Origin of the sequence: Flavobacterium sp. N2038 (assembly GCF_025947185.1) — a bacterium.
In the GTDB taxonomy this organism is placed as follows: domain Bacteria; phylum Bacteroidota; class Bacteroidia; order Flavobacteriales; family Flavobacteriaceae; genus Flavobacterium.
This window is the reverse complement of the sequence record NZ_CP110001.1, coordinates 3,755,188-3,767,208: the sequence shown is the minus strand read 5'-3', so window position 1 is coordinate 3,767,208 and position 12,021 is coordinate 3,755,188. Positions and strand designations below refer to the sequence as shown.

Annotated in this window: 8 protein-coding genes; 5 read left to right on the top strand and 3 right to left on the bottom strand. The window is 34.0% G+C overall.

Going from position 1 to position 12,021, the window contains the following annotated elements; all coding sequences use genetic code 11:
* The first annotated feature begins 34 nt into the window (after nt 1-34).
* From OLM51_RS16685 to OLM51_RS16670, 4 genes are all read left to right on the top strand, one after another.
* Complete coding sequence (locus OLM51_RS16685) at nt 35-2,650, top strand: gliding motility-associated C-terminal domain-containing protein (protein WP_264551730.1); 2,616 nt, start codon at nt 35-37, stop codon at nt 2,648-2,650.
* Between the two features lie 32 nt (nt 2,651-2,682).
* Nucleotides 2,683-3,612 carry a type IX secretion system membrane protein PorP/SprF gene (locus OLM51_RS16680; protein ID WP_264551729.1) on the top strand — a complete coding sequence of 310 codons (930 nt, stop codon included), beginning with the start codon at nt 2,683-2,685 and terminating at the stop codon, nt 3,610-3,612.
* Nucleotides 3,613-3,622: 10 nt separating this feature from the next.
* Nucleotides 3,623-5,752 carry an OmpA family protein gene (locus OLM51_RS16675; protein WP_264551728.1) on the top strand — a complete coding sequence of 710 codons (2,130 nt, stop codon included), beginning with the start codon at nt 3,623-3,625 and terminating at the stop codon, nt 5,750-5,752.
* An 86-nt stretch (nt 5,753-5,838) separates the two neighbouring features.
* Nucleotides 5,839-6,324, top strand: a complete 486-nt coding sequence (locus tag OLM51_RS16670; RefSeq protein WP_264551727.1) for a hypothetical protein — start codon at nt 5,839-5,841, stop codon at nt 6,322-6,324.
* 93 nt (nt 6,325-6,417) lie between these two features.
* Here OLM51_RS16670 and OLM51_RS16665 read toward each other — a convergent pair whose 3' ends face one another.
* Complete coding sequence (locus tag OLM51_RS16665; RefSeq protein ID WP_264551726.1) at nt 6,418-6,798, bottom strand: DUF1573 domain-containing protein; 381 nt, start codon at nt 6,796-6,798, stop codon at nt 6,418-6,420.
* Between the two features lie 276 nt (nt 6,799-7,074).
* On the opposite strand from OLM51_RS16665, the gene OLM51_RS16660 reads away from it, so the two are divergent.
* Nucleotides 7,075-9,711, top strand: a complete 2,637-nt coding sequence (locus OLM51_RS16660; protein WP_264551725.1) for a valine--tRNA ligase — start codon at nt 7,075-7,077, stop codon at nt 9,709-9,711.
* Between the two features lie 62 nt (nt 9,712-9,773).
* Here OLM51_RS16660 and OLM51_RS16655 read toward each other — a convergent pair whose 3' ends face one another.
* Together OLM51_RS16655 and OLM51_RS16650 are read right to left on the bottom strand one after the other, a co-directional pair.
* Nucleotides 9,774-10,217, bottom strand: a complete 444-nt coding sequence (locus OLM51_RS16655) for a GyrI-like domain-containing protein (RefSeq protein ID WP_264551724.1) — start codon at nt 10,215-10,217, stop codon at nt 9,774-9,776.
* 348 nt (nt 10,218-10,565) lie between these two features.
* Nucleotides 10,566-11,879: an APC family permease gene (locus OLM51_RS16650; RefSeq protein ID WP_264551723.1), complete on the bottom strand. Its 1,314-nt coding sequence runs from the start codon at nt 11,877-11,879 to the stop codon at nt 10,566-10,568.
* Nucleotides 11,880-12,021: the final 142 nt, after the last annotated feature.

Sequence of the window (12,021 nt, the reverse complement as noted above, 5' to 3'; positions counted from 1 at the left end):
TATTCATTATATTTAAGTTTAAAAATAATATTTCATGGTCAAAAATTACATTAATTTCTTGCATAGCATTCTGTTTTTTATTGTTTTATTCTTAATTCCAAATACAATTTACTCACAATGTGCAGGAGATGATAATGCTTTTTCTGTGTGTGATGTTTCAAATCCAGCCAATCAGACGATAAATTTGTTCTCGAAGTTAGCTGGATCTCCAGTTGCCGGAGGAGTCTGGACAGATGATGATGATTCAGCCGGTTTAAATGAAAATACAGGTATTTTAAATGTGCATCTCATTAGAGCAAGTGGCACTTACCATTACACATATACAGTTTCTAATATACCAGGCTGTACAGATAATACAGCTACTATAGCAGTTACTGTAGGCGGATATACGGGAGTTCCTTCTCCTAGTGTATCAGTATGTAGTTCAGTAGAGGAATTCAATCTTTTTCAGGCCTTTAGCGGTGAGTTTTTGGGGCCTCAATCAAATGGACAATGGCATAATGATACTACCAACCAAAATGTTGCTTCTGTTGTCAATGTTAAAAATTTACAGGGCACTTACCAGTATACTTATACAATAGGAGCAGAGGGATCTTGCCCGGCAGTATCATCAACAGTAATCCTGACTGTTTTTAGAGCGCCACAATCAGGAACCCCTGTTAACCTTTTTTTATGTGGTACTGATGGTTTGGCTGGTTATACAAATTATGATTTAAATAACTCTTTAACAGGTGAAGATAGTGGCGGAACGTGGCGTGATCTTAAAAATACGGGAGAGTTAACTTCCGGTTCGGATCATTTTGTAGACCTGAAAAAGATCTATGATAAATTTGGAGAAGGCGATTTTTACTTTGTTTATACTGTTTTACCGGATAGGCCAATTTGCTCAACGGCACAGTCAACAATAAGAATCAGACTGGAAAGGAAGCTCGATTTTACCGGTGCGGTACTGCAGATAACTTCAGATATTTGTGAAACAGAAATTCCAACGGCTAAATATTCTGCCAGACTTACAAGAGGAAATGCAGCTATTCCTAGCGGAACCTATAATGTAACGTTTAGTGTTTCAGGACCAAAAGCAGCAACTGAGGTAGTAACGGCAAATTTTACAAATGGAGTTCTGCTGTTTCCAATAAAATCAGATTATTTTCAGCAGGTAGGAAGTTTTACAGTTACCATATTAAGTATTATTGGTGAAAATAGTACGAAAGCCTGCACCAATATAATAGATAATTTGCAGGATGATTTGATCATTTATCCGATTCCAAATTTAGAAGGCGCAAAAATTACAGATGCAAAAACTTGTCAAAATGAAGAAGGACTGGTTGAAATTTCTAATGCTTTAAAACTTGCAGACGGAACTTATGATATCATTTATAGTTTGTCCGGAGCTAACACAGCAGATTCTCAGGTTGCCAGAATTATTTTTGAAAATGGTAAAGGAGTTTTTACTATTCCGGAGATTTTAAATTCTAAAAGCGGAACATCAGTAATAGATATTACGGCAATTACACATGTAATATCGCGATGCGTAAATAGTGCCGATTTAAAAGGTAAAATAATAATAAATCCTTTGCCAAATACTGCCAATTTAAGGATACAAATTGCCGATGTTTGTTTTGGATCTCCCGTTGCAGCTGTGGTTACCGGCTTAGGAACTTTAACCGATGTGACATTATCATATACACTTTCCGGAAGAAATACTGCAACGGTGCAAACGGTTGTTTTAACCAGTACAAATGGGAATGCTAATTTTATCATTCCGGCAGAGTTGCTTATCAATACCGGATCTACAACGGCTACAGTCAGAAATGTAAAAAATAATATAACCGGCTGTTCTATTGATGTTAGCGGCCCTTCAGATGCTTTTTTATTAAATCCGATTCCTGATGCGCCTGCAGCAGATAATCAGCCTTTTTGTAAATCAGATAAAGCTACTATCGCAAACTTATTACCTAACGGAGCTCAATATAAATGGTATATTTCTGATGCATCAACAACTCCGCTGGATAATAATTACCTTTTGAAAAGTGAAAATTATTATGTTAGACAGACTGTATCCGGATGTACATCTAATGCCACCGCTATCACAGTAACTATAAACGATACACCTGCGCCAATATTGAACGAAGCAGCTGATTTTTGTGGATTAAATAGTCCTACACTTTCAGATTTATCCAATAAAACAAATGTGCCACTTACTGTAGTTTGGTACGATGCCCCTGTCAATGGTAATTTACTGCCTCCAACAACTGCTCTAAAAGATAAAGGAGAATATTATGCATTTGATTCAGAAGACTGTCTTTCGTATGAGGGTACAAAAGTCATCGTTTCCTTAACGGCCTGTGATAATGTACCAAATGATTTCTTTGTGCCGGATGGTTTTTCTCCTAACGGAGATGGTGTAAATGACACTTTCGTAATTCCGGACATTGAGTTTTTATATCCGGATTATGGAATTGAAATTTTCAACAGATACGGAAACCGAATGTATAAAGGTTATAAAGATAAAGCGAGCTGGGATGGAACAAACTGGGAAACAGAAGGATTTGCCCACGGAATAGCGCCAAATGGAGTATATTTTTATATTCTCAATTTTAATAAAGACAACAAGCCTCCTAAACAAGGGCGTCTTTATTTAAATCGATAATTCCTTTTTTGCACCATTTTAAAACTATTCAAATGAAAAAAATAATATATTTTATAACTTTTCTCTCTTATATAACAACTGTATCGGCACAGCAAGATCCGGAGTATACCCATTATATGTATAATATGAGCGTTGTAAATCCTGCATATGCAACAGGAACTCCTGCTATGATGAATTTTGGAGGATTGTACAGAACACAGTGGGTTGGTTCGGTAGGAGCACCAAAAACTTTTACATTTTTCGGACATACTGCTTTATCAGAAAAAGTCGAAGTTGGTTTGTCCTTTATTTCTGATGATATTGGAGATGGTGTTAAAAAAGAGAATAATGTATATGCTGATTTTGCTTATGTGTTAGACTTAGGCGGAAAAAATAAACTTTCCCTGGGGCTTAAAGCCGGATTTTCATCTATGCAAACGAATTTTAACGGATTTCGTTTTAGTGATCCCGCTACCGATTTTGCTTTTTCAGAAAATATAAATGCAACAAAACCGAATATTGGAGTAGGCGCGTATTATTTTAGAGATAATTTATATGTAGGTTTTTCTGCGCCTAATTTATTGAAATCAAAATACATCGAAGAAAAATCGGGTGTAAATGCATTTGGATCTGAAGAAATTCATATGTTTTTTACCGGAGGATATGTTTTTCAAATTAATGACATGTTAAAATTAAAACCGGCATTTATGACCAGATTCGTAAAAGCTGCTCCGGTTTCTATAGACTTAACAGCAAATGTTTTATACAATGAAAAGTTTGAATTTGGTGCTGCCTATAGAATAGATGATTCTGTAAGTGCTTTATTTAATTTTAATGTGACACCCTCTTTAAGAGTAGGTTATGCTTACGATTATACACTTTCCAATTTAGGTCAGTTTAATTCCGGTACGCATGAAATATTGCTTCTTTTTGATTTAGATTTATTAGGAAAAGGATTTGATAAATCACCAAGATTCTTTTAAAATGAAAAATATGAAAAAACTACTCGTTATTGTATTCGTATTTTCAATACAGTTTGTAAATGCACAGGATAAAGACGTGGCCAGGGCCAAGCGTTTCTTTGATAAAACATATTATGCAGAAGCAATTGTTTTATATGAAAAATTAGCAGAAGAAAAACCTTCACAGGAAGTGATAAAAAACCTTGCCGATTCGTATTATTACACCAATAATCCCGTAAAGGCCCAACGTTATTACAGGCTTCTGCTCCAAAATTATAATAAAGATTTAGATCGTGATTATTATTTTAAATATGCTCAGACCTTAAAAGCAACAAATAGTTATTTAGATGCAAACAATGTTTTAAAACAATATTATGCCACATCGACCAGTAGTAAAGACTCGGTTTATTTTCAAAATAAATTAAAAGAACTCGAAAATGTTTCGGCGATTGGCAATCGTTTTGAAATTAAAAATCTGACAATTAATACCCCTAATTCAGAGTTTGGAGCTATACCGTTTAAAGGTAATCTTGTTTTTGCCGGAGTTAAACTAAAACCAGGGATGTTTGATAAAAAATTTAAATGGGATAATGAAACCTATTTAAACCTGGTTTCAGTGCCAATTCAGGATATAAACAAGGCAGATGCTACCATTAACTATTTTGCAGAGGAATTAAAAACAAGTATGCACGAAGCCAATGCTGTTTTTACAAAAGATGGTAAAACAGTTTATTTTACCCGTAACAATTCCAAAAACGGAAGAAGAAAAATAAATGACAAGAAAATTTCAAATCTTCAGATTTTTAAAGCAGAATTGATCGAAGGGAAATGGACTAATATTACCTCGCTTCCATTTAATAGTGCTGATTATTCAACAGAACATCCGGCTTTAAGTCCCGACGAAAAAGTATTATATTTTGCTTCAGATATGCCGGGATCTCTAGGCTCTTTTGATATTTACGCTGTAAATATCAATAAAGGTGCGTTTGATACCCCACGAAATTTAGGTTCGGTAATTAATACGGATAAAAGAGAGCAGTTTCCTTTCGTTGCAAATGACGATAAACTTTATTTTTCTTCAGATGGACATTTGGGGTATGGATCTCTGGATGTTTTTGTTTCAGAAATTAAAGGAAATGAATATTCAGAACCTGTAAATGTTGGTTTACCTTTAAATTCAAATGCAGATGATTTTTCATTTAATGTTGATTCAAATACAAAAGAGGGATATTTTGCCTCAAACAGAGAAGGCGGAAAAGGGGGAGACGATATTTATCAATTTAAAGAAATTAAGGAGTTAATCGTAGAAGATTGTAGACAGTTTATTGCCGGTACAATTACAGATATCAACACAAATCTAGCTCTGGAGAATGCTACAGTAATGCTGCAGAATGCTGATAAAAAAACATTAAATACTATAACCACTGCGGCAGACGGAAAATTTAGTTTTACTGTTGACTGTGAGAGCTCATATATAGTGGTTGCTTTTAAAGAAAAATATACCAACGAATCAAAAAGTGTTACTAGCGGGACAACCAGAAATGTGAGTAACGATGGTTCATTGGCACTAAAATCTTTAGAAGCAATAAAACTAGAAGAAAAACAGCTTGCTGAGAATAAAAGAAAGCAGGAACTTATTTTAGAAGAAGAAAAGAAGAAAAAAGAGGCATTGGCAATTATTGCCTTAAATGAAGCAGCTAAAAAAGCCAAAGCCGATGAAATTGCTGCTGCCGAGGTGAAGAAAAAAGACAAAGAAAATCAGATTATTGCTCAGGAAAAAGATGTTGTAAAAGATAAGGGACGTTTAATTATCAAGACAGATCCAATTTACTTTGATTATAATATGTGGTACATTCGTAAAGAATCGAAAGTAGTTTTGGGCAGGGTAGTAGCTTTGATGAATAAATATCCGGATATGGTTATCGAAGTTGGGTCGCATACGGATACTAGAGGAAACGCGCAATTTAATGCTGATTTATCTCAAAAAAGGGCAGACTCAACAAGAGAATTTATAATTCAGTCGGGAATTAATGCAAAACGTATAACGGCAAAAGGTTACGGAGAATCAATGCCAATTGTAAAATGTAAAACAGATACTTCTTGTACTGAGGAAGAACATGAATTGAACAGAAGATCTGAATTTGTGATCAAAAAATTATAGAGGATTAACCTGAAATTTTGAATTACATTTTTGCAGGAAAACTTTTTTATCTAATTTTATAATATAACAACGAAATAAAAATAATTATGAAAAATCTAGCCTTATCTTGCTTGCTTTTGACCTGTATCGGATTCCAAAGTTGTAAAAATGATGAAAAGCAGAAAGAAGCTGAAGCTGCAAAAGCTGAAGGAGAAAAAATAGTAAGTGTACAGTGTTTTAAAGCAATTTATGAAAAGGATACTATAGATTTGACAGTGAATACCTTAAAAAATGGTAAGCTAAGCGGAAATATGATTATGAAAGTGGCGCCAACAACAGTGAGAACTGGTGAAATTGCTGGTGAATTTCATGGTGATACGTTATTTGCAGACTACACTTTTGTTGATGAAACCAGCAAAAGCAAAAAATTCAAAAATCCGATGGCATTTCTAAAACGAAATAATCAGCTTATTTTGGGTAACGGAACCATGCAAACGACAATGGGAGTCACTTATTTAGTAAAAGATAAGCCAATTGATTTTGAACGTGTAAAATATAAATTTGATTCAGTTGAATGTGCTGAGAAGAAATAGGAGAAAGATTTGAGAAGCAAGATGTTTCTTAGTAAAAATAAAAAGCCGTTTCTAAATGTAGAAACGGCTTTTGTTATTTTAGGTTTTTAATTCTTATTGAACTTCACCCTTAATTTTAAGAGCGACTCTTCCGTCAGGATAATTTACTGCGTTTGTTTCTACAGTAATTGTTTTACGAATAGGTCCTGCGACCATATTATATTTCACATCGATTTTTCCTTTTTTACCCGGCTCAATTGCTGCACCTGGTTTAGTGACAACAATAGAACTTGCTGTAGATTCTGCACCTGTAATTAATAGAGGAGCGTCTCCGGTATTTGTAAACTCAAAGGAGCGGACCCCATTATCACTTTTCGAAATTTTTCCATAATCAATAGTATTGTCTGGGGCTGCAAATTCAATTTTTGGACCATTTTGAGCATAACCTATTGCACTAAACAATACGATTGCAAGAAAAGAGGCAACATTTTTCATTTGAAATTATTTTAAATTGTAAGTAAATATACATTCTTTTAATTAACACACAAATTATTAATTCGCTTTTTATACTGTCTTTAATTATTTACTTTTGCTGTCAGTTATAATTACAAAAATTGAACCAATTTTTTGTTTAACTGTTTAATGGTTTATTTGTTTAATCGTTTTGATTGATTTTATAAAGAATGTTATTAGACAGAAAAACAATTAAAAGGGTAAATTACATGACGATTAAACAGTTAAACAAATTCAACGATTAAACAACCTATTTAAATGACAATTCCAGCACAATTTGACGCTAAGACGATTGAGAATAAATGGTATGATTACTGGATGAAAAATAATTATTTTCATTCAGAACCAGATCATAGAACGCCGTATACTATTGTAATTCCGCCGCCAAACGTCACTGGAGTCCTTCATATGGGGCATATGCTGAATAACACCATTCAGGATGTTTTAATTCGTAGAGCGCGTCTTAAAGGATTCAACGCTTGCTGGGTTCCGGGAACGGATCATGCCTCTATTGCTACAGAAGCAAAAGTTGTAGCAAAATTAAAAGCTGAGGGAATCAATAAAAATGACTTAACTCGCGAAGAATTCCTAAAACATGCCTGGGAATGGACAGATAAATATGGTGGAACAATCTTGGAGCAACTGAAGAAATTAGGTGCTTCATGCGATTGGGAACGTACCAAATTTACTATGGATCCTGATATGTCTGCATCTGTAATTAAATCGTTTGTTGATTTATACAATAAAGGATTGATTTACAGAGGTTACCGAATGGTAAACTGGGATCCTGAAGCAAAAACAACTTTGTCTGATGAAGAAGTTATTTACGAAGAACAACAAGGAAAATTATTTTTCTTAAAATATAAAATTGAAGGAACCGAGGAATTTTTGACCATTGCCACAACACGTCCGGAAACTATTTTTGGAGACACGGCAATTTGTATCAATCCAAACGACGAACGTTTTACTCATTTAAAAGGTAAAAAAGCTATCGTTCCTATTTGTGGTCGTGTAATTCCGATTATCGAAGATGAATATGTAGATGTAGAATTCGGAACAGGATGTTTGAAAGTAACGCCTGCGCACGATATGAACGATAAAACGTTAGGAGAAAAACACAATCTTGAAATCGTTGATATTTTTAATGAAGATGCTACATTAAACAGCTTCGGATTGCATTATCAGGGAAAAGATCGTTTTGTAGTTCGTACTGAAATTGCAAAAGAATTAGAAGAAATTGGAGCTTTGGCTAAAACTGAAATCCATTTAAATAAAGTAGGAACTTCTGAAAGAACCAAAGCGGTAATCGAGCCAAGATTATCAGATCAATGGTTCCTGAAAATGGAAGATCTTGTTAAACCGGCAATTAAATCAGTTTTAGAAACAGGAGATATTAAATTGCACCCAAAGCGTTTTGAAAACACTTATGCGCATTGGTTAAACAATATTCGCGACTGGAATATTTCCCGTCAGTTATGGTGGGGACAACAAATTCCGGCTTACTATTATGGAGACGGAAAAGAAGATTTTGTAGTTGCAGAAAATATTGAAGATGCATTAGCTTTAGCTAAAGAAAGAACCAACAACCAACAATTAACAACCGACAACCTTAAGCAAGATGTTGATGCATTAGATACTTGGTTTTCATCCTGGTTATGGCCGATGTCAGTTTTTGGTGGAATTATGGATCCTGAAAGTGCAGATTACAAGTATTATTATCCAACAAATGACTTGGTAACTGGTCCGGATATTTTATTTTTCTGGGTTGCCAGAATGATCATTGCAGGTTATGAATATGCAGGCGAAAAACCATTTACAAATGTATATTTAACAGGTTTAGTTCGTGATAAACAACGTCGTAAAATGTCTAAATCATTAGGAAATTCTCCTGATCCTTTAGACTTAATTGATGCTTTTGGTGCAGATGGTGTTCGTGTAGGATTGCTTCTGAGCGCTTCTGCAGGAAACGATATTATGTTTGATGAGGAATTATGTAATCAGGGAAAAGCATTCTCAAACAAAATCTGGAATGCTTTGAAGTTAATCAAAGGTTGGGAAGTTTCTGAAACTATTCCACAGCCGGAATCTTCAAAAGTAGCGATTGAATGGTACGAAGCTAAGTTGCAGCAAACTTTAGTTGATATTGAAGATAATTTTGAGAAGTACAGAATTTCAGATTCACTTATGGCAATTTATAAATTGGTTTGGGATGATTTCTGTTCTTTGTTTTTAGAAATGATCAAACCGGCGTATCAGCAGCCAATTGACAGTATAACTTTCGCAAAAGCGATCGAAATGCTGGAAAGCAATCTAAAATTACTTCATCCATTTATGCCTTTCTTAACGGAGGAAATTTGGCACTTAATTGGAGATAGAACACCAGAAGAGGCTCTAATTGTTTCAACCTGGCCGGAATTAAAACCTTTTGATGCAAAATTAATTGCTGATTTTGAAAATTCCCTTGAAGTAATTTCAGGAATTAGAACAATTCGTAAAGAAAAGAATATCGCAATGAAAGACAGTATTGAATTAAAAGCAATAAACAGCGAAAAATTCTCTACTTATTTTGATTCGGTTATAACCAAATTAGGGAATATTTCTGCATTCGAATATGTTGCTGAAAAGGTTGATGGCGCTTTATCTTTCCGCGTAAAATCTAATGAATATTTTATTCCTGTTTCTGGAGGAAATATTGATGTAGAAGCTGAAATTAAAAAACTGACAGAAGAATTAAATTACACAAAAGGATTCCTGAAATCTGTTGAAGCAAAACTATCAAACGAGAAATTCGTAAACGGAGCTCCGGAAAAAGTCTTGAACATAGAAAAACAAAAACAAGCAGATGCTTTAGCAAAAATTGCTACAATCGAGCAAAGTTTAGCTGGTTTGAAATAAGAATCAGTTTCTCGTTTAATTTATAAATCAAACCCGACAGGTTTTTAAAATCTGTCGGGTTTTTATTTTACAGGCTCTCTCAGTATAGTTTTTAATTTATCGGGAGCTGTTTTTCGAAAGTCTGATAAATAAATTTCATGGTGCAATCCGTTTTGCTGTAAATTATTTTCAGTACTAAACTTCAGAATTTTTTTCAGTGTTTGCGGTTCATTATCAAAAGGTCCAATATGAAGAATCTGAATGACTTTGCCTTCTGTCATTTCGTAGAATTCAATTTTTTGGGCTAATTCATTTTGTTTTTTGTTGACAGCAATATCTATGGCTCCCTTAGTTTGCTCTTTAGTTACAAAATCCGGCATTCTAATCATGATTCTGTAATTCCACTCGTTTCGGGGTATCTTTAATGGAGCTTCATCCATCGAAACAGATGCATATTTTTCATTATCAAAACTCCATAAAGCTTCCAGTTTTGGAACCACAAAATCATTATTTAGTGCTTTAAGCATAAATTTAATCACATAAGCCGTGGTATACAAAGCCTGAATGTTTTCTGAAAAATCTTTCCCGAAGGATTTCCCGTACCTGTAATTGATATATAATTCGTTTTTTCGATATAAAGTATTTCCGGGTTAGCTTTTGCGTTGTAATATGTTTTATCCGTTTTTGTTAAATCTAGTTTGCTCATTTTTTTTGTTTTATAAGACAAATTAAATCACATAAAGTGACAACAGTGTGTCAGGAGAAAATTCTGAGTTAAGATTTTTTTCCGCCACTCCCGATAGCTATCGGGATCACAAATTATTTTACTGCGAAAGGTTTTAAAATAAAATTCGAGACTATTTAAAATGAGTAGTTTACTTTCTTTTTCTTAAAGTCAAAAACAAGGGATAAGAAATCATTGTAATTCCTGCAATGATTATAAAACTTTTAGGATCGCTGTATATAAACCCCATTAACAATGCGATAGAAGCAATTATGGCAAATATTGTGGTCCAGGGATACCAAAAAGAGCGATAAGGTCTGGGTAAATCCGGTTCTTTGGTTCTTAGTTTTAAAAGAGAATAATAGGCAAGTCCCCAAACAATGATTGAGATAAAAGCAGCGAATGAAAACAAGACTTCAAAAGAACCAATACAAATCAAAAACAGACTAAAAAGCGATGAAATCAAAAGCGCAACAATTGGTGTTCCGCCTTTATTTACAGTAGTTCCTTTTTCGATAAAAAATCCGTCACGACTTAATCCGTAAAGAATTCTTGGCGGAATCATCATAAAAGCATTCAGGATACTAATTAAAGAGAAAATAGAAATCACGGTTACGATTTTAGCTCCATTTTCTCCAAAGAGAATTTTTGCAACATCTGCAGCAGCAAGATTTGATTTTGCTATTGTCTCAATTGGCAACACGTGAAAAAAGGCTGCATTTACCAAAACATAAATAGCGATAACCAATAAAACACCACTGTACAAGGATTTCGGAATGTTTTTACCAGGATCTTCATTTTCTTCAGCAAAAAAGCAAACGCCGTTCCATCCATTATAAGTTCCGATAATAAGTTGTAAAGATTTAAAGAATCCAAATATAATCCCGATTTGAAAGACAGAACTATCCGTTTTAATTTTTGGTACATCGGCACCAGAATACATAAAGCAGGCCACTACCAATGCCACGAAACAAATCACTTTTAAGAAGCTGGTAATTTGCTGAATAATACTTCCGTTTTTTACGCCGCTTAAATGCAGTAATACAAATGCTGCTAATAAAGAAATTGATATTACAGTCGAATAAGGGGAAAGATCAGGAAATAAAATAATAGTATATTCACTAATTACGATGCAGTAAAATGCAGGCGGAATGGCATTGACAATATAATCATACCAACCAGATAAAAATCCTGCATAATCTCCTAAAGCTCTTTTGATATAATTGTAAGATCCTCCCGCTTTAGGTAACATTGTAGCTAATTCTGAGTAGGAATTGGCACCCAGCAAAACATACAAACCACCAAAAAGCCATGACGCAATAATAAGCCAGTAATTATGGAGCATTTCTGCAATAGTTCCTGGTGTTCTTAATATTCCGACTCCAATTGTTCCTCCAATTAAGACAGCAATATTAAAACTGAAGCCCAGACTTTTCGTTAATTGGTTTTTGGCAGAATTTGACATGGTTTATTTTTAGTTTTTGAAAATGAATTACTCCCTCAAAAGTAATTATAAATGAGATAGATTTTTTTGTAAAAGAAAAAACCTCATTTTAGATAAAATGAGGTTTTGGATTGAAATTTAACAATCAAAGCTTTTTTGAATT

Excerpts from the sequence above, each read along its gene's own strand:
- OLM51_RS16670 (WP_264551727.1), top strand. The coding sequence starts at position 5,839 with ATGAAAAATCTAGCCTTATCTTGCTTGCTTTTGACCTGTATCGGATTC.
- OLM51_RS16685 (WP_264551730.1), top strand. The coding sequence starts at position 35 with ATGGTCAAAAATTACATTAATTTCTTGCATAGCATTCTGTTTTTTATT.
- OLM51_RS16665 (WP_264551726.1), bottom strand. The coding sequence starts at position 6,798 with ATGAAAAATGTTGCCTCTTTTCTTGCAATCGTATTGTTTAGTGCAATA.
- OLM51_RS16655 (WP_264551724.1), bottom strand. The coding sequence starts at position 10,217 with ATGCTTAAAGCACTAAATAATGATTTTGTGGTTCCAAAACTGGAAGCT.
- OLM51_RS16680 (WP_264551729.1), top strand. The coding sequence starts at position 2,683 with ATGAAAAAAATAATATATTTTATAACTTTTCTCTCTTATATAACAACT.
- OLM51_RS16675 (WP_264551728.1), top strand. The coding sequence starts at position 3,623 with ATGAAAAAACTACTCGTTATTGTATTCGTATTTTCAATACAGTTTGTA.
- OLM51_RS16660 (WP_264551725.1), top strand. The coding sequence starts at position 7,075 with ATGACAATTCCAGCACAATTTGACGCTAAGACGATTGAGAATAAATGG.
- OLM51_RS16650 (WP_264551723.1), bottom strand. The coding sequence starts at position 11,879 with ATGTCAAATTCTGCCAAAAACCAATTAACGAAAAGTCTGGGCTTCAGT.